The following is a 20,554-nucleotide window of genomic DNA, read 5'->3' on the forward strand; positions in this document are numbered from 1 at the left end:
AGCGCGCGCTCGCGCTCCACCAGCAGGGGCATCGGATCGGAGGAGGTGACCAGCTCCCGCAGCGGATGACGCGCCAGCACCGCCTCCACCTCAGGTGAGAGCGCGGTCCTCAGCCGGTCGTGCACCGAGAGGCGGTCGTCGCCGAGGGCGCGGGCGGCGGCCAGGACCAGGTCCCGCTCCGGGCCCTTGGGCACCCCCGCGGCGGCCCGCGCGTACAGGTCGGCGCCCTGCTCCAGCACCAGGCCGGTGTCGATGCCGGCCGGCACCTTGACGGCGGCGGTGTGCCGCCAGGTCGCCAGCGGATGGCTCCACGCCTCCACGCGGAAGGTCCAGCGGCCCGTCGTGTCCGGGGTGACCTCCGCTCCCCAGCGGTCGGTGCCGGGGGCCAGTTCCCGCATCGGCGTCCACGGGCCGCGGCGGCCCTTCGGATCGCGCAGGACGACGTTCGCGCCGACGGCGTCGTGCCCTTCCCGGAACACGGTGGCCGTGACCTCGAAGCTCTCCCCGGCCACCGCTTTCGCCGGGCGCCTGCCGCACTCCACGGCCGGCCGGACGTCGCGTACCGGTACACGGCCGATGGCCGGGGTCCTGCGCATGTATCTCACCTCCGCCGTGCGCGCAGCCGGGCCCCCGGGTCGGGCTGCGCGATCCGAAAGTCGGGCCGGCCGCGCCGGCCCGAGAGGAACGCCTTGTACGGTGCCAGGTCAGGGGCTTGGCGCCGTGGAACGCCGCTCCGGTGGCGGCGCCCTTCTGGCCGCCCGGCCCGGCTGCGGCCGTCCGTCCTGCTCGCGCAGATAGGTGACCAGGCTGGTGCGCAGGTAACGCTCGGCCGCGTCCGCGGCCTCGCGGGCGCAGCGCTTGCCCATCAGAACGCACAGGGTGTACCCCGAGTCCTCGAAGGTGGCCCGGACCGTGCGGTCGTGGGGCGAGGCGAGCATGACGCGCTCCCACGCCCGGTAACGCCGCAACTGCCGGGCCACTTCGGCCTTGGCGGGTAGCAGCATGGCCCTCTTCACCTTCCACGCTCTCGACTGGGCGCGTTCCCGACGGTCGGGTGGTGTCCGCGCGCGGGAGGGCGCGGCACCGTTACGGCGATCGAGGCTTTCACTCATGGTGCACGCACGATGACGAACCGTCTTGTTGGACCTTCAACGATTGCGTGTGCCGGGTGCTCGTGTTGCACGGATGGCGTAGTGCCCTCACCGTGGAGATGACTCAGAAGCGATCAACGCTCACGCTGTGTGTCCGGGATCCCTCCCGGAAGGGGCATGGGGAGCGAGAGCTTCGCCGGTGAGGAGCAAGCGACGATGAAGACCGCAGTGCCCTGCTACTACCACCTCGACGTGGAAGTCAGCCCGGAACGGGTGGGACAGGTCAGCCGCATCCTGGCCGCCCATCTCCGCTACTGGGACCTCGAGAACCTCGTGGACGTCGTCTGCCGCGGCGCGGACATGCTGCTGCGGGCGATCGACGAGCACGCCAAGGACAAGCACACCTCGATCGAGATGTGGTGGAACGGCCAGCACCTCATCACCGCCTTCGGCGGGGACGACCCCGATCTGCGCCCGGACCAGGAACTGCGGGCGTGCCTGGCGGACATCGCCGCCATGAGCGACGGCTGGGGCTGCTGCGCCTCCGAGACCGGCAGGAAGATCATCTGGTTCTCCCGGCGGGCCCGCGCCGGCCAGCGCGTCCCGCTGGTGCCCGTCGCGCCCGCGCCCACCCTGCGCACGGACCTGCAGGTGCCGCGCGCGGAACGGGTGGCGGTACTCGCCGCGCCCGCACCGGCCGCCGCCGACGCCCTGGAGGGCGGCCGGTGACCGCCCGGAAGACCCGGAAAGGGGTGCCCGTGTGGAGCGGGCACCCCTACCCGTTGGGCGCCGCCTACGACGGGCAGGGCACCAACTTCGCCCTGTTCAGCGAGGTCGCCGAGCGCGTCGAGCTGATCCTGGTCGACGACGCCGGCGCCGAGACCCCCGTCCCGCTGCACGAGGTCGACGGCTTCGTGTGGCACGCCTACCTGCCCGGCGTCGGCCCCGGCCGGCGCTACGGCTACCGGGTGCAGGGGCCCTGGCAGCCCGCGGTCGGCCACCGGTGCAATCCGGCGAAGCTGCTGCTCGACCCGTACGCCCGGGCCGTCGACGGGCAGATCGACAACCACGCCTCGCTGTACGAGCGCGCCCCGGACGGCCCCGACCCGGCCGACAGCGGCGGCCACTCCATGCTGGGCGTGGTCACCGACCCGTACTTCGACTGGGGGGACGACCGCCCGCCCAGGACGCCGTACGCGGACTCGGTGATCTACGAGGCCCATGTCCGCGGACTCACCCGCACCCACCCCGACGTCCCCGAACGGCTGCGCGGCACCTACGCCGGCCTCGCGCACCCCGCCGTGCTCGAGCACCTGACCTCGCTGGGCGTGACCGCGGTGGAGCTGATGCCCGTGCACCAGTTCGTGCAGGACGGCGTCCTGCAGGACCGCGGCCTGTCCAACTACTGGGGCTACAACACCATCGGCTTCTTCGCCCCGCACAACGCCTACGCCGCCTTCGGCAGCCGCGGCCAGCAGGTCAACGAGTTCAAGGCGATGGTGAAGGCGCTGCACGCGGCCGGTCTCGAAGTGATCCTCGACGTGGTCTACAACCACACCGCCGAGGGCAACGAGATGGGCCCCACGCTGTCCTTCCGGGGCATCGACAACGCCTCCTACTACCGCCTGGTCGACGGCGACTGGGCCCACTACTACGACACCACCGGCACCGGCAACAGCCTGCTGATGCGGCACCCCTACGTACTGCAGCTGATCATGGACTCGCTGCGGTACTGGGTCACCGAGATGCACGTCGACGGCTTCCGCTTCGACCTCGCGGCCACCCTGGCCCGGCAGTTCCACGAGGTGGACCGGCTCTCGGCGTTCTTCGACCTGATCCAGCAGGACCCGGTGATCAGCCGCGTCAAGCTGATCGCGGAACCCTGGGACGTGGGGGAGGGCGGCTACCAGGTGGGCAACTTCCCGCCGCTGTGGTCGGAGTGGAACGGCAAGTACCGGGACGCCGTACGGGACTTCTGGCGGGGCGAGCCGGATGCGCTCGGCGAGTTCGCCTCCCGGCTGACCGGTTCCTCCGACATCTACCAGCACAGCCGGCGCCGGCCGCGCGCGAGCGTCAACTTCGTCACCGCCCACGACGGTTTCACGCTGCGCGACCTCGTGTCGTACAACGACAAGCACAACGAGGCCAACGGCGAGGACAACCGCGACGGAGAGAGCCACAACCGGTCCTGGAACTGCGGCGCCGAGGGCGACACCGACGATCCCGCGATCCTCGAACTGCGCGCCCGCCAGCAGCGCAACCTGCTGGCCACGCTGCTCCTCTCGCAGGGCATCCCGATGCTCTCCCACGGCGACGAGCTCGGCCGCACCCAGCGCGGCAACAACAACGCCTACTGCCAGGACAACGAGGTGTCCTGGGTCGACTGGGACCTGACCGAGGAGCAGCGGGCCCTCACCGGGTTCACCCGGCGCCTGATCGCCCTGCGCGCGGCGCACCCGGTGCTGCGCCGCCGGCGCTTCTTCCGCGGTGAGACCGCGACCAACGCCGAACAGCCGCTGCCCGACCTGATGTGGCTGCGGCCCGACGCCCGGGAGATGACCGACCGGGACTGGCAGCGCGGCGACGCCCACTCGGTCGGCGTGTTCCTCAACGGCGACGCCATCGCGGAACGCGACCCCTACGGCGGACGCATGACCGACGACTCGTTCCTGCTGCTCGTCAACGGCTACTGGGAACCGGTCGACTTCCGCCTGCCGGACGAATCCTTCGGCGAGCGCTGGACCACCCTGATCGACACCGCCGACGGCGACGGCGTCGCCGACGAACGCGAACGCAAGGCCGGCACGAGGCTCCGCGTGGAGGCCCGCAGCCTGGTGCTGCTGTCCCGGCCGTCCCGCGCCGCGGCCTGACCCTGCACCGCGCACGGCGAAGGCCCCGCGTCCCCGGGTTCAGGTTCAGGAGGGGACGCGGGGCCTTCCCCGTGCCGGGCGGCCGCGGGTCTCAGCGGATGCGGCGGGAGGTCACCGTGAACTGCGCGCCGTCGGGATCGCGCAGGATCGCCTCGGTCTCCTCCTCGCGCAGCACGCTGCCGCCGTGCTTCTCCGCCGTCCGGGCGCAGCCGGCCACGTCGTCCACCGCGAAGTGGATCTGCCAGTGCGGCCGCACGGAGGGGTCCGGGGCGGCCTCCACCGCACCGGAGTCGATGCGCGCCACCACGTCACCGCGGCTGCGCAGCACCACCTCGCCGCCCTCGTACTCCACCTCGCAGCAGCCCGACAGCCCGGACGCCCAGTCCAGGATCTCGCCGTAGAAGATCGCGGCGTCGAAGGCGTCCCGGGTGTGCAGCCGGACGAACGCCGGGGCCGCCTGCCGCCACGCCTCCCAGTTGGTGACCAGCTCCCCCTCCCAGATTCCGAACGTGGCTCCGTCCCGGTCGGCGAGGAGCGCAGCCCGGCCCGGCGGGAAGGACAGCGGCCCGACCGCCGCCGTGCCGCCGCGCTCCCGGGCCCGCGAGACGGCCACGTCCGCGTCCGGCACGGCGAAGTACGGCGTCCAGGCCACCGCCATCTGCCACATGGAGGCGACGGCGGCGATCCCGGCCACCGGGACCCCGTTCGCCAGGGCGATGCGGAAGTGTTCGCCGAGCTCGGCTCCGCGCCAGCGCCAGCCGAGGACGGCCGCGTAGAAGTCCTGGGTGGCCTGGACGTCGCGACTGGTCAGGCTCACCCAGCAGGGGGCGCCGAAGACGGAGTGCGTGGAGACGACCTCTTTCCTGTGCGGTCCTCCGGCGGGGGGAGTGTCGTGGTTCATGGCGGTTGCGTCCTGCTCTCGGGGTCCGGCGGTCACCGCTGTGACACCAGTGTCCGACCGGAACGGGGTGGGCGCCTGTCGGGTACCCCGGGTGGCAGCGGTGCAGGCCCCTGCGCACGATGGAGGCATGGCAGAGACCGAACCGGACCGGATCGCCGCGCTGCAGGCCGAGGTCGAGCAGCTGAAGGAGGCCATGGTCTCCCACGCCGTCGTGGACCAGGCGATCGGGATGGTGGTGGCCCTCGGCCGGGTCACTCCGGACCTGGGATGGCAGGTGCTGAAGGAGGTCTCCCAGCACACCAACATCAAGCTGCGCAACATCGCGGAGCTGATCCTCGTCTGGGGCCGCCGGGGCGACATCCCGCCCGAGGTCCGCGCCGAGCTGGAGGACGCCCTGGACCGCTACGGCCCCACGCAGGTGCCGGGGTCCGAGGGCGAGTAGGCCCGAGCGGCGAGCGCCGAGCCGGCTGTCCCCGAGCGGCGAGCGCCGAGCCGGCTGTCCCCGGGCGGCGAGCGCCCGGCAGGCCGGCGGCTCGCCGAACGGGTCGGCGAGCTGCCCGGGCCGGTCAGCGGATCTCCGTCAGCAGTTCCTCGCGCAGCCGGTCGAAGCAGCCGCTGAGCAGCCGGGAGACGTGCATCTGCGAGATGCCGAGCTGCTGGGCGATCCGGCTCTGCGTCATGCCGCCGAAGAAGCGCAGGTAGAGAATGGTCCGCTCGCGCTCGGGCAGCGCCGCGAGGCACGGCTTGACCGCGGCCCGGTCCACGACGAGGTCGTACCCCGGGTCGGATTCGCCGAGGGAGTCCCCGAGGGCGTACCCGTCGGTGCCGGCCACCTCGGCGTCCAGTGACAGCGCGGAGAAGCACTCCAGCGCCTCCATGCCGGTGCGCACCTCGTCCTCGCTCAGCCGGGTGTAGGCGGCGATCTCCGCGACGCTGGGCACCCGGCCCGAGGTGGTCTGCGCCAGTTCCTTGGTGGCGGAGCGGACCCGGTTGCGCAGGTCCTGCACCCGCCGGGGCACGTGCAGGGTCCACATGTGGTCGCGGAAGTGGCGCTTGATCTCCCCGGTGATGGTGGGGACGGCGTACGCCTCGAAGGCGCGGCCGCGGGCCGGGTCGTAGTGGTCGACCGCCTTGACCAGACCCAGCGCGGCCACCTGGTACAGGTCCTCCAGGGCTTCCCCGCGGCCGCGGAAGCGCACGGCGATCCGCTCGGCCATGGGCAGCCAGACCCGGACCAGCTCGTCCCGCAGCGCCCGGCGCTCGGAGCCGTCGGGCAGCCGCGCCAGCCGCTCGAAGGACGCGGCCGTGTCCGGAGCGTCGTCATGGGGGTGGGGCCTCGTGCTGCCGGTGACAGGCATTGCGCGCACCTCTCTCAGCAGGTGCCGGATGAACAGACACCGTGGGAGGTGCGCTCGGACCATGGAAAGGACACCGGGGCGTCCGGCGGGGCCGGCTCCCACGGACGTGCCTCCTGGCCGAAGCACTGAGGGACCCTTTCCCGTTGCCGGACATCAACAAACAAATCGGGGCATAACGGTCACGGCGATGCTGTCGGTCGCCCCGGCGCCGCCGCCCGGCCCGCCGGCGCCCGCTCCGCCGGTCCGGCCGGCGGTCCGCCGGGCGGTCCGGGGGGCGGTCCGCCGGGCGGTCCGGGGGGCGGTCCGGACGGACCGCGGACGTGATGTGCGGCACGCGCGGGCGCCCGCGCGGGCGGCGGTGCGGCCGATTCCTCCTGGGCAGCGCTTGATCGCCGATCAAAGGGGGTGAACCGCCTGGCCACAGCGCATTCTGCTCATTTGACAGTGCGCTCAGCACACAGATAGACAGCAGCTCTCGAAGGGGCGAGAGGGGCACCGTGTACGAGCCGAACGTGGTCGGGGACTGGCAGGAGTACGAGGAGCATGCCGGTCTGCGGGTCCGCGTCCACCGCCTGGAGCCGGCCGAGCCGCCGCGCGGGCGGGACGACGCCGCCGCCGGGCTGACGTACTTCAGTGTCCGGGTGACGGTGGAGAACCGGGGCACGCGGCACTACGGCATCCATCTGGAGGACGGTCAGATCGACGTCCGGGTCGGCCCGGACGGCGAGGGCGCCTTCATCGACTGGCGCAACTCCCAGTTCATCGAGGGCTTCGACGTGTACCCGCTGCGCCGGGCCACCGCCGTGCTGTACGCCGCCGCCCCCGAGGCCGCCCTCACCCACGTGGACGTGCAGGTGCAGCTGCGGGTGGACGACGAGTGGACCGGCCGCCGGCTGTGGGCGGGCGGCACCGGCGTCCTGGAGGCCGCCACGGCGGCCACCCCCGCGGGCGCCGGGCAGTGCGGCCTGGCCCATCAGGTCAGCGCCTTCCTGAAGGACCAGACGGAACCGGGGACCGCCTGAGCCCTGGCCGGCCCGCGCCGGCGCGCGGCTCAGTGCGGGATGCCGTCGATGACCTCCCGCGCGCCCTGCCGGAGCAGCGCCACCGCGACCGAGGTGCCGAGCGTGGCCGGATCGAGCCGGCCCGCCCACTCGTGGGCGTTCAGCCGGGTCTTGCCGTCCGGGGTGAACACGCACGCGCGCAGGGAGAGTTCACCACCGCTGTCCACGCGCGCGTACCCGGCGATCGGGCTGTTGCAGTGGCCCTGCAGCACATGCAGGAACATCCGCTCCGCCGCCGCCTCCCGCCCGGTGTCCGGGTCGCCCAGCCCGCCGACCGCGTCGATCAGCTCGGTGTCGTCCTCCCGGCACTGCAGGGCGAGGATGCCCGCACCGATGGGCGGCATCATCGTCTCCGGCGACAGCACCTCGCTGATCACGTCCGTCCGGCCGATGCGCTGCAGACCGGACACCGCCAGCAGCAGCGCGTCCGCCTCCCCCGCGGCCAGCTTCTCCAGCCGCCGGTTGGCGTTGCCGCGGAACGGAACACATGTCAGATGCGGGTGGGAGGCGGCCAGTTGGGCGATCCGGCGCACCGAGGAGGTGCCGATCCGGGTGCCGGCGGGCAGCTCGTCCAGGGTGAGTCCGCCCGGGTGCACCAGCGCGTCCCGGATGTCGTCCCGCTCGAGGAACGCGGCGAACACCGTCCCCGCGGGCAGCGGCCGGTCGGCCGGCACGTCCTTGACGCAGTGCACCGCGAGGTCCGCCTCCCCGGCCAGCAGGGCCGCGTCCACCTCCTTCGTGAACGCGCCCTTGCCCTCGACCCGGGACAGGTCGCCGAGCCACTTGTCGCCGGTGGTCTTCACCGGTACGACCTCGGTGCGCACACCCGGGTGCAGCACGGCCAGCTCGGCGCGCACCCGCTCCACCTGGGCCAGGGCCATGGGCGAGTCGCGGGAGACGACACGGATCAGTTCGGGTACCGGCATGCGCACACGATAGACCCCTCGATCCTCACCCCGGACCTTCCGGCAGGTCGGCCGCCGACTCCTCCGGGGCCAGGTCCGGACGCAGCCGCAGCCAGGACGGCTGGCGCAGCAGCCCGGCCCGGGTACGGGTGCTGTAACCGACCTCGCCGACCAGCCGCGGCAGCACCCAGCGGGCCCCCGCGACGCGCGGTACGGGGTCGAAGGGGCAGCGGTCGCTCGCCAGGCCCCGCAGCAGCTCCGCCAGCCGGGTGCGTTCCGCCTCGGTCCAGCCGGTGCCGACACCGCCGACGTACCGCAGCCGGCCGGCGGCGCGCTGGCCGACCAGCACCGCGCCGGGCAGCCCGGTCAGCCGCCCCCGGCCGGGCAGCCAGCCGCCCACGATCACGTCCTCGGCGCGCTTGTTCCGGATCTTGATCCAGGCGCGGGAGCGCACACCCGGCTCGTACACCGAGTCCAGCCGCTTGCACATCAGGCCCTCCAGGCCGTGCTCCCGGGTGGCCCGCAGCGCCTCGGCGCCGTGCCCGGTCACGGCGCCCGGCGTGGACCAGTACGGCCCGGCCAGGCCCAGCTCCTCCAGCCGGGCCCGCCGCCGCACCCAAGGCAGCCCCACGAGGGGTTCCTCCAGGTACGGCACGTCGAACAGCACCAGGTGCACCGGCACCAGGGCGGCCCGGCGCGCCGCCCGCGCGGGGGCGTGCGCGAGGCCCATCCTGCTCTGCAGCAGCTGGAAGTCGGCCCGTCCGTGCTCGTCCAGGGCCAGCACCTCGCCGTCCAGCACGGCGGGGGTGGCGCCCAGGGCGGCGCCGAGCGGCCGGAGTTCGGGGTAGGCGCCGGTGATGTCCTCGCCGGAGCGGGCGCGCAGCAGCACTCCGCCGTCGCCGGGCAGGTAGACCATCACCCGCTGGCCGTCCTGCTTCGTCTCGTACGCCCACCGCGCGTCCTGCGCGGCGGGCGGGAGGCCGCCGGGGGTGGCGAGCATCGGCGGGATCAGCGGCAGCGTCACGGCGGTCACGGCAGAAGGTCTCGACCGGCCCCGCCGCCCGCACGCCCCTGCGCGCCCCGGTTCCCCCGAACGGGCCCGCCGCTCCGCCCGGCGGGCCGGGAGCGGGCCGGGTCAGGGGGAGCGGGGCGGCCTCACCCAGCCGAGGGACCGCTCGACGGCCCGCTTCCAGTCGTCGTACTCCGCGTCCCGCCGCTCGGGGTCCATGTCGGGCAGCCACTGGGCGGCCCGGTGCCAGTTGCGGCGCAGCACCTCCAGGTCCGACCAGTAGCCGGCGGCGAGCCCGGCCGCGTAGGCCGCGCCGAGGGAGACCGTCTCGGCGACCATGGGCCGCACCACGGGCACGTCGAGCACGTCGGCGACGAACTGCATCAGCAGGTTGTCCGCGGTCATGCCGCCGTCCACCTTGAGCTGCCGCAGGGGCACCGGGAAGTCGGCGTTCATGGCGTCGACGACCTCGCGGGTCTGCCACCCGGTGGCCTCGAGGACGGCACGCGCCAGGTGTCCCTTGGTGATGTAGGAGGTGAGGCCGACGATCACTCCGCGTGCGTCGCTGCGCCAGTGGGGTGCGAAGAGACCGGAGAAGGCGGGGACGATGTAGCAGCCGCCGTTGTCCTCCACCGTCCGCGCGAGGGTCTCGATCTCCGGGGCGCTGCCGATCAGGCCCAGGCGGTCGCGGAACCACTGGACGAGCGCGCCGGTGACGGCGATCGACCCCTCCAGCGCGTAGGCCGGCCGCTGGTCCCCGATCTTGTAGGCGACGGTCGTCAGCAGGCCGTGCCGGGACCGCACCACGTCGGCGCCGGTGTTGAGCAGCAGGAAGCTGCCCGTTCCGTAGGTGCACTTGGCCTCGCCCGGGGAGAAGCAGGTCTGGCCGAAGAGGGCGGCCTGCTGGTCCCCGAGGGCGGCCGTGATGGCGACGCCCGGCAGCAGCGCGCGGGCCTCGCCGTACCTCTCGGAGTTCGACCTGATCTCGGGCAGCATCGGGCGGGGCACCCCGAAGAAGGACAGCAGCTCGTCGTCCCAGGCGAGCGTGTGCGCGTTCATCAGCATGGTGCGGCTTGCGTTGGTGGCGTCGGTGATGTGCAGGCCGCCGTCGGGGCCGCCGGTGAGGTTCCAGATCAGCCAGCTCTCCATCGTCCCGAACAGCACCTCGCCGTCCCGGGCCCGCTGCTCGAGTCCCTTGACGTGGTCGAACAGCCACCGGATCCGCAGGGCCGAGAAGTAGGTGGAGGGCGGCAGGGCGCACCGCTGAAGGAAGAACTCCTCCCCGGGATCCCGTCCGAGGTCGTCGACGAGCGGCGCCGTGCGGGTGTCCTGCCAGACGATGGCCCGGCCCAGCGGGGCGCCGGTCCGCCGGTCCCACAGCACCGTCGTCTCGCGCTGGTTGGCCAGCCCGATGGCGGCGATCCGCTCTGTGCCGACACCGGCCTCGGACAGGGCCTCGGGGACGACGCGCCGCAGGTTGTGCCAGATCTCGACGGCGTCGTGCTCCACCCATCCGGGGCGGGGGAAGTGCTGCTGGTGCTCCTTCTGCGCGACGGAGACCAGCCGCCCGCGGTGGTCGAACAGGATGCAGCGGGTCGAGTTGGTGCCCTGATCGACGGACACCACATACCGTTCAGCCATGATCGGGTCTGCCTTCCGACGGATCGAGGGGCGGCTGCCGGGGACTACCAGCGGGCGGCTCCCAGGTCTCTGGAGATCGCCCGTGCGGCTTCCCGGATCAGGGTGATCAGACTCGGGCGGGGGCGGCCCTGGCCGTCGCAGATCCGCTCCACCGGCCCGGACAGCCCGATGGCGCCCACGACCAGGCCGCCGTGCCCGCGGATCGGTGCGGCGATCCCGGCCTCGCCCATGCTCATCTCTTGGATCTCGGCGGCCCATCCGAGCTCCCTGACCTCGGCGAGCGCCCGGGCGAGCTGCTCGGGGGAGACCAGGGTGTGCCGCGTGTACGCCACCGGCCGCCGCTCCCGGACCGGATCGACGTCCGCGGTCCCGAAGGCCAGCAGGACCTTGCCCAGCGAGGAGGCGTGCAGGGGCAGCAGCGAGCCGACGTCCAGGGTCTGGAAGGTGTCGTCGGGCCGGAAGACGTGGTGGACGATGAGGACGCTGCCCTCCAGGGGGGTCCCCAGGCGCACCGCCTCCCCGCTGCGGGCGGCGAGGGCGTCGGCCCAGTTGAGGGAGCGCGAACGCAGCTCGTTGACGTCCAGGTAGCTGGTGCCGAGATGCAGCAGGGCGGCTCCGAGCTGGTACTTGCCGGTCGCCGCGTCCTGCTCCACGAAGTCCACGTGCTGGAGGGTACGAAGGATGCCGTGGGCGGTGCCCTTCGCCAGTCCGAGCGAGGCCGCCACCTCGCCGAGCCCGAGTCGGCGGGGCCCGCCGGCGAGCAGACGCAGGATCGCCGCCGCCCGTTCGATCGACTGGACTGGGCCGGCCATGAGGCGAGCCTATTACCGCTGCGGACGCTTCGCTCCGCGGGCGGCGGGCGGTCGTGCCCGCCGGCGTTCGGTAATGCCGACCGCTGTTCATTGACCAGCCCGATATGTGTCCATAACGTACTTCGGAGCCGGTGCGCGCTCAGCCACGACGCCGGACCGGCCGCACACACATCGGGAGAAGACATGGCGGCACAGCCCAACACGCTGATTCGGGCGGCATGCGAACACGTGTGCCCGGTGCCGCCCGTACCCGGCGCCGTACCGGCCGTGCGCCGGCGTGTGGCGGCGGTCCTCGCCGACTGGAGCGTGAGCCCGGAGATCATGGACGACTCGCTGCTCGTCGTGTCGGAGCTGGCCACCAACGCGATCCTGCACGCCCGGCCCCCCGCCGAACTCCGGCTGTCCTGGCAGCACGGCGGCACCGGAAGCACCCTGCGGGTCGAGGTCACCGACGCGGGACCGGCGGGGCAGTCCCTGGTCGGGGTGGACCCGGACGAGCACGGCCGCGGGGAGGGCATCGTCCACGCCCTGGCGACCCGCCACGGCATACGCGTCCACGCCGGCGGCGTCACCCGCTGGGCCGAGCTCGCCGCGGCCTGAGCGAGGGCCGGCGGACCGGACGGCTCCGGGGCCGGCTCCCCTGCGGGTCCCGGCGCGGCAGCAGGGCGGCGTCGCCGCGATGCCACGCGCGCCGGCAGCGGTGGGAACGCGCGCCCGTGACCGCGGGTCTGCGGGCCGGCGGAGCGGGCCCCGCCGTGTCCGTCACCGCGCGGGCCGGCGGAGCGGGGGCCGCCGTGTCCGTCACTCCTCGCCGGCCGCCGCCTCGACCTGCGCCAGGGTCCGTCCCGTGCGCACCGAGCGGGCCCGCCGCGGGTCGGGGGCGCCGGGCGCGTCCGGGCGCGCCGGACCCTTGCGGACCAGCAGCCAGGCCTCCTCCCCGTCCTCCCGGCCGCGGAACCGGGTCAGGGCGTATTCGCCGCGCAGCTTGGCGCCGTGCAGCCGGAACGTGGCGTGCCCGCGCTCCAGGGACTCCGCGAAGTCCACCGGGCGCCCCCGGCGGTCATGGCTGAGCGGCTCGTACGTCCCGCGGTCCCACACGATCACGGTGCCGCCCCCGTACTCGCCCTTCGGGATGACGCCCTCGAACTCCTCGTACTCCAGCGGATGGTCCTCGGTCGGCACCGCCAGCCGCTTGTCCGCGGGGTCGGCGGACGGGCCCTTGGGCACGGACCAGGACTTCAGGACGTCGCCCACCTGGAGCCGGAAGTCGAAGTGCATCCGGCGCGCGTCGTGGATCTGCACCACGAACCGCGGCCCGCCGCCCCCGTCGGGGCCCGCCCGCCCCGACGGCTCGCGGGTCCGCCCGAAGTCGCGTCTGCCGCGGTACGTCCGCAGCCGGTCCTCCGCTGCCACGTGCGGCTCCTTCCGTACGACCGCCCCACGCGCCCCGGGTACCCCCCGACCGGACCGTTCAGCCCGCGACGCCGTCCAGCTCGGTGACCGCGTCGTCCGGCAGGACCAGGCTCGCGGCGGCCAGGTTCTCCCGCAGGTGCTCCAGGGAGGACGTGCCGGGGATGAGGGCGATGTTCGGGGAGCGGCGCAGCAGCCAGGCCAGCGCGACCTGCTGCGGGGACGCGTGAAGCCGGGCGGCGGTCTTCGCCAGCGTCTCGGACTGCAGGGGCGTGAAGCCGCCGAGCGGGAAGTACGGCACGAAGGCGATGCCCTCGGCCGCCGTGCGCTCCAGCAGCGCGTCGTCCTGCCGGTCGGCCAGGTTGTACCGGTTCTGCACGGTCACCACCGGTGCGATCGCCCGGGCCTCGTCCAGCTGCGCGGCCGACGCCGCGCTCAGCCCGAGATGCCGGATCAGCCCCCGCTCGCGCAGCTCGGCCAGGGCGCCGAACTGGTCCGCGACGGACTCCTCGTTCGGAGTGTCCATGTCCCCGAGCCGCAGGTTGACCACGTCCAGGGTCTCCACGCCGAGGTTCCGCAGGTTGTCGTACACCTGCGCCTTCAGGTCCTCCGGGTGCCGGGACATGATCCAGCTTCCGTCGGCTCCCCGGCGGGCGCCGACCTTGGTGACGATGTGCAGCTCCTCGGGGTAGGGGTGCAGCGCCTCCCGGATGATCTCGTTGACGACGACGGGGCCGTAGAAGTCGGCGGTGTCGATGTGCGTGACGCCGGCCTCCACCACCGCGCGCAGCACCGCGACCGCCCGGTCCCGGTCCCGCGGCGGCCCGAAGACGTGCGGCCCGGCCAGCTGCATGGCGCCGTAGCCGACGCGGGTGAGGGTCAGGCCCTCGGCCGGGGTGACGGTGCCGCCGAGCTGTGCAGTCATGTGCGTACCTCTCAGGTGTCCGGGCCACCGGTCGGCGGCCCCTGCCTTCCCACCCTGCGCCCGCGCCTCCCGGTGTGGCAGAGCCCCCGTGTTCCTGGGAGTGACAGGGCCAGTCACGGCCCGCCCCGCGGCCGTACCGTGGTGGCATGCACGGATCGAACGCGCTCGGTGAGTTCCTCCGCGCCCGCCGGGCGCTGGTCCGGCCCGAGGACGTGGGGCTGCCCGGCGGCGGACTGCGCCGGGTGCCGGGGCTGCGCCGCGAGGAGGTCGCCCTGCTCGCCGGCATCAGCTCCGACTACTACCTCAGGCTGGAACAGGGCCGCGACCGCAACCCGTCCGTCCAGGTGCTGGAGGCCGTCGCGCGCGTGCTGCGGCTGGACGCCGACGCCACCGCCCACCTCGTCGGCCTCGCCCGCGACCGGCCCGTACCCGGCGTGTCCTCCGCGGCCCGCACCCAGCAGGTCCCGGCGAGCCTTCGCCAGCTCATCGAGGGCTGGCCGCGCAACCCCGCCTACGTGCAGAACCGCTACACCGACTGCCTGGCCGCCAACCCCCTCGCCACCGCGCTCACCCCCTCCTACCGCCCCGGCGTCAACCTGCTCCGGGCCGTCCTCCTCGACCCCGCCGAGCGGGCGCTGCGCCGGGACTGGGAGGACCTCACCGCGGAGGGCGTGGCCGCCCTCCGCTCCGAAGCCGGGTCGGACGCCGACGATCCGCGGCTGCGCGACCTGGTGGGCGAGCTGTCCCTGCGCAGCGAGCGGTTCCGCACCCTGTGGGCCCGGCACGAGGTCCGGTCCCGGCGCGGCAGGGTCAGCCGTCTGACCCACCCGCAGGTCGGCGACCTCGACCTGCACTCCACCAAGCTGTCCGTGGAGGGCGCCGACCGGCTCACCCTCGTCGTCTTCCACGCCGAACCGGGCAGCCGCAGCGCCGAACTGCTCGACATCCTCGGCAGCCTGGCCGCGCCGCAGCAGGGCGGCACCCGGGAGCCGATCGAGGAGCAGTAGCGCACGGCACGCCCCCGGGTTGTCCGCCGCCGGGCACGCGATCAGCCGGCCGGGACCGGCCGCGGGCGGCGCGGGCCGGCGGAACCTGTTCGCCCCGGCGGGGACGCGGTGTCACGATCGGTGCGGAGCCGGTACCGGACGAGCATCGGAGCGCGCATGACGACGCACAGCGGCACAGCGGGACACACCGGGCGGAACGCGGACACGGACGCGAGGACGGCGGACGCCGGCACGACGGTCCCGGGCGTGACGGTGAGGCCGGCCGCCGGGCACATCGGCGCCGAGATCACCGGCGTCGACCTCGCCGGGCCGCTCGACGACGCCGTGGTGACCCTGATCCGGCGCACGATGCTGCGCTGGAAGGTGGTGTTCTTCCGGGGGCAGGACCTCGACCACGCCGGCCATGTCGCCTTCGCCCGCCGCTTCGGCGAGCCCGTCGTCCTCGGCCGGCGGGGCGGCGCCTCACCGGCCGGCCACCCCGAGGTGGAGACCACCGCGGACCGGCTGGAGCTGGGCGGCAGGTTCGGCATGGAGCACGAGGAGTGGCTGCGGCGCCGCCGGCACACCCTGCTGCGCGGCTGGCACTGCGACCACGGCGCCCGCATCGACCCGCCGGCCGCGACCGTCCTGCGCGCCGAGACCGTCCCGCCCTACGGCGGCGACACCACCTGGGCCAACCTGGCCGCCGCCTACGCCGGGCTGTCCGCCCCGGTCCGCGCCTTCGTGGACGGGCTGCGCGCCGAGCACCGGCTCGGCGTCGGCTACCAGCCCAGGCCCGGCGACGACGCGTACGTCCGCCACCTCCTGGACCACCAGGTCGCCTCCGTGCACCCGCTCGTCCGGGTCCATCCGGAGACGGGGGAGCGGGTGCTGTCCGTCAACGGCTACTACCTGGAGCAGATCGTCGACGTCTCCCGCCCCGAGAGCGCCGCGCTCCTTCAGATGCTGCTGGAGCAGGCCGTCCGGCCCGAGTACACGGTCCGCTTCCGCTGGGAGCCCGGCAGCGTCGCCTTCTGGGACAACCGGGCCACCGTCCACCTCGCCCCCGCCGACAACGCCCACCTCGATTCCCCCCGGATCATGCACCGGGTGATGCTCGCCGGGGACGTGCCGGTGGGCGTGGACGGCAGGCCGTCCGAACCGGTCACCGGCACCGCGGTGGGCCGGTGGTGAGCCGGCGGCGGGTCAGCGCGCGGGCCGCCAGCCCAGCGCCGGGCCCAGCACGGTCGCCATGTCGGTCAGGATCTGCGCGTAGTCCTCGTGCCCGAAGGTGAACGGCAGCGCGAACGCCACCTCGTCGACCTCGCGGAACGCGGCGTGCGCGTGCAGCCGTTCGGCGATCTGCGCGGAGCTGCCGACCAGGTCCGGTGCGAACAGCAGCCGCGCCGGGCCCTGCGGGGAGGCCGTCCGCGGCAGCCGCCCGGCCGCGTACTCCGCGTACCGGGCGCGCTGCCCGGGGGTCGCGGAGTCGGTCGGGATCACCACCAGGCCCTGGGAGACGCGGGCCGCGTCCCCGTCGGGGTGGCGGGCCCGGAACTCCCGGATGAGAGACAGCTGGATCGCGGCGAAGTCCTGCGGCCCGTCCCCGTCCTGCGCCCTGACGACGCTGCTGGTCAGGAGGTTCAGGCCGTGCTCGCCCGCCCAGCGCGCCGAGCTCAGGCTGCCGCCGCCGTACCACAGCCGCCGCCCCAGTGAGGGGGAGTGGGGCTGGACGACGTCGCTGAACACCTCGAAGCCCTCGGTCCCGCTGAAGCCGCTGGCGGGCCTGCCGCGCACCAGCTCCACCAGCCGCCGCGCCCGCTCGTAGCCGAAGTCCTCCGCGTCGGCGGTGTCCGGGTAGAGGGCGTCCCTGACCCGCTCGAAGTGCATCGGCGGGCCCGCGCTGAACCCCGCGTTCAGCCGGCCGCCGGACAGCACGTCGACGGTCGCCAGGTCCTCGGCGAGCCGCAGCGGGTTCTCCCAGCCCAGCGGCGTCACCGCGGTGCCCAGCTCGATGCGGCGGGTGCGCTGGGAGGCGGCGGCCAGTACGGCGACCGGGGAGGAGATGCCGTACTGCAGGTGCCGGTGACGGACCCAGGCGCTGTCGAAGCCGAGCCGCTCGCCCAGCTCGATGAGCTGCAGGGTGGATTCGTGGCCCCGGCCGGGGTCCGCCGCGTCGAACAGACCGATGGTGAGGAAGCCCAGCCTGCGCAGGGGGCGGGGGGTGGACGGCACGATCTCCTCCAGCGGGCGGACGTCGGTTCCGCCCCGATTCTCGCAGGCGCGTGTGACAACCGTGTGTGGTGCGGCCGTTCAGCGGCCGGGCGCACGGAGACGGGCCGTCATCTCGTCCTCGACCGGCGGATCGGCTTCCGCACGGAGCCCCCGGGGCCGCGCACGCGCGCGCACCGGCCCCGGTCGCCCGCGGTCCCGCACCCGTCGCGGGGTGCGGGACCGTTGTCCGTGTCAGTTCATCGGATCCAGCGTCAGGTACGCCTGCTGCGGGTTGCCGTCGTGCACCAGGGACTCCTGGTTGCCGACGTCGTCGAAGGCGAAGGCGTACGCCTTGCCGTCGGCCGTCTGCGCGTGGATCGCGCGCGCGTAGTGGTTGGTGACGGCGTCCTGGTAGAAGTTCGCGGTCGTGGTGTCCGGCTGGTTGGGGTTGACCAGCAGGGTCGACCGGTTGAATCCGGCGCACAGGGTGCGGGAGATGGGCCCGCGGACGGCGTCGTTGGGCGCGTCCAGCAGCTTGTGACAGCCGAAGACGCTGGCCGCGTCGGGCTTCTGGAAGCTGGTGACGACCGCGCCGGAGGAGTTGGTGAAGTTCATGACGTTGCCCGAGACCCGGCCGTAGTACTTGGTGTTCGGCTGGTCCGCGAACGGGGTGACGGTCAGCGTCGACGTCGAGTACTTCTGCCAGACCCGGTTGATGTAGTCGTCCATCACGTTCCCCGGCAGCGCGCCGGTCTCCACGCCGTACAGCGGGGACAGCGCGCGCAGCACGGTGCCGTCGGGACGCGTCTGGACGAGGTTGGCCCATCCGCCCGGCTGTCCGCGCAGCGCGTTGAAGAAGCCGCTCCAGCCCCCGGACTTCAGGTGCCCGGTGGTGCCGACGCTGCCGTCGGCCCGCTGCACGCCGACCGCGTACGGCGCCGAGAACATGTCCACCTGGGTGCTGTTGAGCCACAGGCCGGAGTCGTTGAGCGTGTACTCCGACCAGTTGAAGAGGATGTTGCGGTTGGGGTCCGAGGGGTTCTGCACGGCCGGCTGCACCAGTCCGCCGGTGGTCAGCCGGAAGTCGAGCTTCTGGCCGTACGAGAAGTAGATGCGGCCGGAGAACTTCGGGATGCGGATCGTCTTCGACTGCCCGGCGGCCGGGCCGGGGATCGCCGCGTCCGGTGCGGGGGTCGGGGGGTTGCCGCCCGCGGGCCAGGCGTGGAAGACGCCGCTCGCGTCGGCCCAGCCCTGCCGTCCCGTGGACAGCTGGGTGCCGAGGTCGTAGATGTACACGGGCTCGGAACGGCCCGAGTTGTTGGTGATCTGCAGCGGGATGGTGTCCGGGACGGCGGCAGCGGCGCGGCCGGGCGTGCCGAACGCGAGCAGTCCGCCGACCAGTGCCGCGGCTGCGGCCAGGGGCAGCGCGGGGCGCGTGAGCCTGAGGGGCACTCTCCACCTCCGTGTGGGGTCGGGGCGGTACGACTGGTCCGTACCTGTTCTGAGAGCGCTCTCAGGTTCGGACCAAGGGTGAGTGCATGTCAATGTTTCGGACAGAATCCGGCCCCGGCCGGCGGCCGCTTCCCGGCGGCCGCCGTGACACGGGGTCAGCTGGTGCGCCCAGGAAATCAGAACGCGCGCTTCAGCAGGCCGAGCAGGGCCGCCCAGTGCCGCTCGTCCGCCGCCCGGTCGTAGGCGGGCGTGTCCGCCTGGGTGTAACCGTGGCGGGCGCCCTCGTACACCTCGCAGGTGTGCCGGACACCGGCGGCGGTCAGCGCCTCCTCGAAGCGCGCCATCTGCTCCGGTGGCAGCGACGGGTCCTCGTCGGCGTGCCCGAAGTACACCTCGGCGGTGATGCGCGGGGCCTCCAGGTGCGGACTGTCCGGGGCGTCGGTGGCGAGGCCCCCGCCGTGGAAACCGGCCACCGCCGCCACCCGGTCCGGGTGGGCGCCCGCGGTCCACAGGGCGAGCCGGGCGCCCATGCAGTAGCCGGTCAGCGCGACCGGGCCGTCGGCCGCGGCCGGGCTGTCGGCAAGCCAGCGCAGGAAGGCGCCCGCGTCCCGCTTGACCAGGTCCGGGGTCAGCGCGGCCAGCACCGGGGAGAGCCGCTCCCATACGGTCGGGTCGGCGCCCGGGTCGATGAACGCGGGCAGGTCCACGACCGGCGCCGGGCCGAGGCGGTAGAACACGTTCGGCACCAGCACCGTGTGACCGGCGCCGGCGAGCCGGTCGGCCATCGATCGCAGGTGCGGGCGCAGGCCGTAGGCGTCCTGGTAGAGGAGCACGGCCGGACGCGGACGGCCGTCGGCGGGATGCACGAGGTAGGCGTCGGCGACGCCGTCCTCGGTGGGGATGCCGACGGCGGTCGCCTGGACATCGGACATGGTGTGAAGGCCCTCCCTCGAAGGACGGGTGCGGGCGGCGGAGGCCGGCCCGGCGCCACGGTTGGCGCCATGCTGTCACGCGGGGTACGGGCGGTCGCGCCCGGCCCCGTGCGCTCACTCGAAGCGGCGGGTGTCCCCGGCCCCCCGCCGGACGATCTCCGCCTCACCGCCGGAGAAGTCGACCACCGTCGTGGGCTCGGTGCCGCAGTCGCCGGAGTCGACCACCGCGTCCACCACGTGGTCGAGCCGGTCCTTGATCTCCCAGCCCTGGGTCATCGGCTCCTCCTCGTCCGGCATGAGCAGCGTGCTGGACACCAGCGGCTCGCCCAATTCCTCCAGCAGCGCCTGGGTGACCACGTGGGCCGGGATGCGCACGCCCACGGTCTTCTTCTTCGGGTGCTGCAGCATGCGCGGCACCTCGCGGGTGGCCGGCAGGATGAACGTGTAGCTGCCGGGCGTCGACGCCTTCACGGCACGGAACACGTCGTTGTCCACCCGGACGAACTGGCCGAGCTGCGCGAAGTCGCGGCACATCAGCGTGAAGTGGTGTCGGTCGTCCAGCCGGCGGATGGAGCGGATCCGGTCCATCCCGTCCCGGCTGCCCAGCCTGCAGCCGAGCGCGTAGCAGGAGTCGGTCGGGTACGCGATGAGCGCGCCCGAGCGGACCGCGTCGGCGACCTGGGCGATGCTGCGCGGCTGCGGGTTGTCGGGGTGCACGTCGAAGTACTTCGCCATCCGCCGAGCTTAAGCCGTCCGCGCCGGCGGCCAGGGCAGCCCCCCGCCTCGCGCGGAGGCGGGGGTGCGGCGGGCCGGTGGGCGCGGGCGGGGCGGGGGAGCGGCGGGCCGGTGGGCGCGGGCGGGGCGGGGACCGGCGGGCCGGCGGGTGCTGGTGCTGACGCCCTCGGCGCCAGGCGAGCCCGGACGCGCGTCCCCCTGCTCCGCTTCCCCGAACCGCTCGGGAACAACCACGTCTACGTCCCGGAAACC

General features: G+C 73.8%; 21 protein-coding genes. 7 read left to right on the forward strand and 14 right to left on the reverse strand.

Annotation, left to right across the window (positions count from 1 at the left end):
• The coding region (locus tag ABZ261_RS20005; protein ID WP_356860910.1) for a maltotransferase domain-containing protein at positions 1-596 on the reverse strand (596 nt) is incomplete at its 3' end.
• Between the two features lie 108 nt (positions 597-704).
• Entirely contained in the window at positions 705-1,004 is a 300-nt protein-coding gene (locus ABZ261_RS20010; protein WP_356860912.1) for a DUF5133 domain-containing protein, read from the reverse strand.
• A gap of 303 nt (positions 1,005-1,307) precedes the next feature.
• Here ABZ261_RS20010 and ABZ261_RS20015 point away from each other — a divergent pair, with 303 nt between their 5' ends.
• Positions 1,308-1,820 carry a pep a2 gene (locus ABZ261_RS20015; RefSeq protein WP_356860914.1) on the forward strand — a complete coding sequence of 171 codons (513 nt, stop codon included), beginning with the start codon at positions 1,308-1,310 and terminating at the stop codon, positions 1,818-1,820.
• On the forward strand, positions 1,817-3,961 hold the full coding sequence (glgX, locus tag ABZ261_RS20020; protein WP_356860916.1) for a glycogen debranching protein GlgX: 2,145 nt from the start codon (positions 1,817-1,819) through the stop codon (positions 3,959-3,961). The genes ABZ261_RS20015 and glgX overlap by 4 nt, the downstream gene beginning before the upstream one ends.
• Positions 3,962-4,052: 91 nt before the next feature.
• On the opposite strand, the gene ABZ261_RS20025 is transcribed toward glgX, so the two are convergent.
• Positions 4,053-4,862 carry a VOC family protein gene (locus tag ABZ261_RS20025; RefSeq protein WP_356860918.1) on the reverse strand — a complete coding sequence of 270 codons (810 nt, stop codon included), beginning with the start codon at positions 4,860-4,862 and terminating at the stop codon, positions 4,053-4,055.
• Between the two features lie 127 nt (positions 4,863-4,989).
• Between ABZ261_RS20025 and ABZ261_RS20030 the strand changes: the two genes are divergently transcribed.
• A complete protein-coding gene (locus ABZ261_RS20030; RefSeq protein WP_356860920.1) occupies positions 4,990-5,304 on the forward strand; it encodes an ANTAR domain-containing protein in 315 nt (104 codons plus the stop codon).
• A gap of 124 nt (positions 5,305-5,428) precedes the next feature.
• Here the strand turns inward: ABZ261_RS20030 and ABZ261_RS20035 are convergent, their stop codons facing one another.
• Entirely contained in the window at positions 5,429-6,220 is a 792-nt protein-coding gene (locus ABZ261_RS20035) for an RNA polymerase sigma factor SigF (RefSeq protein ID WP_356860922.1), read from the reverse strand.
• A 497-nt stretch (positions 6,221-6,717) separates the two neighbouring features.
• Between ABZ261_RS20035 and ABZ261_RS20040 the strand changes: the two genes are divergently transcribed.
• Positions 6,718-7,242 (forward strand): hypothetical protein, encoded by a 525-nt coding sequence (locus tag ABZ261_RS20040; protein WP_356860923.1) that lies wholly within the window; start codon positions 6,718-6,720, stop codon positions 7,240-7,242.
• A gap of 29 nt (positions 7,243-7,271) precedes the next feature.
• Here ABZ261_RS20040 and hemC read toward each other — a convergent pair whose 3' ends face one another.
• From hemC to ABZ261_RS20060, 4 genes are all read right to left on the reverse strand, one after another.
• Complete coding sequence (hemC, locus tag ABZ261_RS20045; RefSeq protein ID WP_356860925.1) at positions 7,272-8,213, reverse strand: hydroxymethylbilane synthase; 942 nt, start codon at positions 8,211-8,213, stop codon at positions 7,272-7,274.
• A gap of 19 nt (positions 8,214-8,232) precedes the next feature.
• The gene (locus ABZ261_RS20050) at positions 8,233-9,186 is read right to left on the reverse strand and encodes an ATP-dependent DNA ligase (RefSeq protein WP_356861095.1); all 954 of its coding nucleotides are present in this window, start codon (positions 9,184-9,186) and stop codon (positions 8,233-8,235) included.
• Between the two features lie 135 nt (positions 9,187-9,321).
• Positions 9,322-10,836, reverse strand: coding sequence for a glycerol kinase GlpK (glpK, locus tag ABZ261_RS20055; RefSeq protein ID WP_356860927.1), 1,515 nt, complete (start codon positions 10,834-10,836; stop codon positions 9,322-9,324).
• A gap of 44 nt (positions 10,837-10,880) precedes the next feature.
• Complete coding sequence (locus ABZ261_RS20060) at positions 10,881-11,648, reverse strand: IclR family transcriptional regulator (protein ID WP_356860929.1); 768 nt, start codon at positions 11,646-11,648, stop codon at positions 10,881-10,883.
• 183 nt (positions 11,649-11,831) lie between these two features.
• Here ABZ261_RS20060 and ABZ261_RS20065 point away from each other — a divergent pair, with 183 nt between their 5' ends.
• Positions 11,832-12,248: an ATP-binding protein gene (locus ABZ261_RS20065; RefSeq protein WP_356860931.1), complete on the forward strand. Its 417-nt coding sequence runs from the start codon at positions 11,832-11,834 to the stop codon at positions 12,246-12,248.
• 201 nt (positions 12,249-12,449) lie between these two features.
• Here the strand turns inward: ABZ261_RS20065 and ABZ261_RS20070 are convergent, their stop codons facing one another.
• Positions 12,450-13,061 carry a DNA polymerase ligase N-terminal domain-containing protein gene (locus ABZ261_RS20070; protein WP_356860933.1) on the reverse strand — a complete coding sequence of 204 codons (612 nt, stop codon included), beginning with the start codon at positions 13,059-13,061 and terminating at the stop codon, positions 12,450-12,452.
• Between the two features lie 58 nt (positions 13,062-13,119).
• On the reverse strand, positions 13,120-13,983 hold the full coding sequence (locus ABZ261_RS20075) for an oxidoreductase (RefSeq protein WP_356860935.1): 864 nt from the start codon (positions 13,981-13,983) through the stop codon (positions 13,120-13,122).
• A 146-nt stretch (positions 13,984-14,129) separates the two neighbouring features.
• Here ABZ261_RS20075 and ABZ261_RS20080 point away from each other — a divergent pair, with 146 nt between their 5' ends.
• Positions 14,130-14,990 (forward strand): helix-turn-helix transcriptional regulator, encoded by an 861-nt coding sequence (locus ABZ261_RS20080; RefSeq protein ID WP_356860937.1) that lies wholly within the window; start codon positions 14,130-14,132, stop codon positions 14,988-14,990.
• 156 nt (positions 14,991-15,146) lie between these two features.
• On the forward strand, positions 15,147-16,163 hold the full coding sequence (locus tag ABZ261_RS20085) for a TauD/TfdA family dioxygenase (protein ID WP_356860939.1): 1,017 nt from the start codon (positions 15,147-15,149) through the stop codon (positions 16,161-16,163).
• A gap of 12 nt (positions 16,164-16,175) precedes the next feature.
• On the opposite strand, the gene ABZ261_RS20090 is transcribed toward ABZ261_RS20085, so the two are convergent.
• The 4 genes from ABZ261_RS20090 to ABZ261_RS20105 all read right to left on the reverse strand — a co-directional run bounded on the left by ABZ261_RS20090 (position 16,176) and on the right by ABZ261_RS20105 (position 20,302).
• Positions 16,176-17,204 (reverse strand): LLM class flavin-dependent oxidoreductase, encoded by a 1,029-nt coding sequence (locus tag ABZ261_RS20090; protein ID WP_356860941.1) that lies wholly within the window; start codon positions 17,202-17,204, stop codon positions 16,176-16,178.
• A 231-nt stretch (positions 17,205-17,435) separates the two neighbouring features.
• A complete protein-coding gene (locus ABZ261_RS20095; protein ID WP_356860943.1) occupies positions 17,436-18,635 on the reverse strand; it encodes a glycoside hydrolase family 64 protein in 1,200 nt (399 codons plus the stop codon).
• Positions 18,636-18,811: 176 nt separating this feature from the next.
• Positions 18,812-19,567, reverse strand: a complete 756-nt coding sequence (locus ABZ261_RS20100) for a dienelactone hydrolase family protein (protein WP_356860945.1) — start codon at positions 19,565-19,567, stop codon at positions 18,812-18,814.
• Between the two features lie 114 nt (positions 19,568-19,681).
• A complete protein-coding gene (locus tag ABZ261_RS20105) occupies positions 19,682-20,302 on the reverse strand; it encodes an L-threonylcarbamoyladenylate synthase (RefSeq protein ID WP_356860947.1) in 621 nt (206 codons plus the stop codon).
• Positions 20,303-20,554 lie beyond the last annotated feature (252 nt).

Source organism: Streptomyces sp. NPDC006193 (assembly GCF_040613915.1).
GTDB lineage: Bacteria > Actinomycetota > Actinomycetes > Streptomycetales > Streptomycetaceae > Streptomyces.

Coding starts and splice junctions, on each gene's coding strand:
- ABZ261_RS20010 (WP_356860912.1), bottom strand. CDS start 1,004: ATGCTGCTACCCGCCAAGGCCGAAGTGGCCCGGCAGTTGCGGCGTTAC.
- ABZ261_RS20015 (WP_356860914.1), top strand. CDS start 1,308: ATGAAGACCGCAGTGCCCTGCTACTACCACCTCGACGTGGAAGTCAGC.
- ABZ261_RS20025 (WP_356860918.1), bottom strand. CDS start 4,862: ATGAACCACGACACTCCCCCCGCCGGAGGACCGCACAGGAAAGAGGTC.
- ABZ261_RS20030 (WP_356860920.1), top strand. CDS start 4,990: ATGGCAGAGACCGAACCGGACCGGATCGCCGCGCTGCAGGCCGAGGTC.
- ABZ261_RS20035 (WP_356860922.1), bottom strand. CDS start 6,220: ATGCCTGTCACCGGCAGCACGAGGCCCCACCCCCATGACGACGCTCCG.
- ABZ261_RS20050 (WP_356861095.1), bottom strand. CDS start 9,186: ATGCTCGCCACCCCCGGCGGCCTCCCGCCCGCCGCGCAGGACGCGCGG.
- glpK (WP_356860927.1), bottom strand. CDS start 10,836: ATGGCTGAACGGTATGTGGTGTCCGTCGATCAGGGCACCAACTCGACC.
- ABZ261_RS20060 (WP_356860929.1), bottom strand. CDS start 11,648: ATGGCCGGCCCAGTCCAGTCGATCGAACGGGCGGCGGCGATCCTGCGT.
- ABZ261_RS20065 (WP_356860931.1), top strand. CDS start 11,832: ATGGCGGCACAGCCCAACACGCTGATTCGGGCGGCATGCGAACACGTG.
- ABZ261_RS20075 (WP_356860935.1), bottom strand. CDS start 13,983: ATGACTGCACAGCTCGGCGGCACCGTCACCCCGGCCGAGGGCCTGACC.
- ABZ261_RS20080 (WP_356860937.1), top strand. CDS start 14,130: ATGCACGGATCGAACGCGCTCGGTGAGTTCCTCCGCGCCCGCCGGGCG.
- ABZ261_RS20085 (WP_356860939.1), top strand. CDS start 15,147: ATGACGACGCACAGCGGCACAGCGGGACACACCGGGCGGAACGCGGAC.
- ABZ261_RS20100 (WP_356860945.1), bottom strand. CDS start 19,567: ATGTCCGATGTCCAGGCGACCGCCGTCGGCATCCCCACCGAGGACGGC.
- ABZ261_RS20105 (WP_356860947.1), bottom strand. CDS start 20,302: ATGGCGAAGTACTTCGACGTGCACCCCGACAACCCGCAGCCGCGCAGC.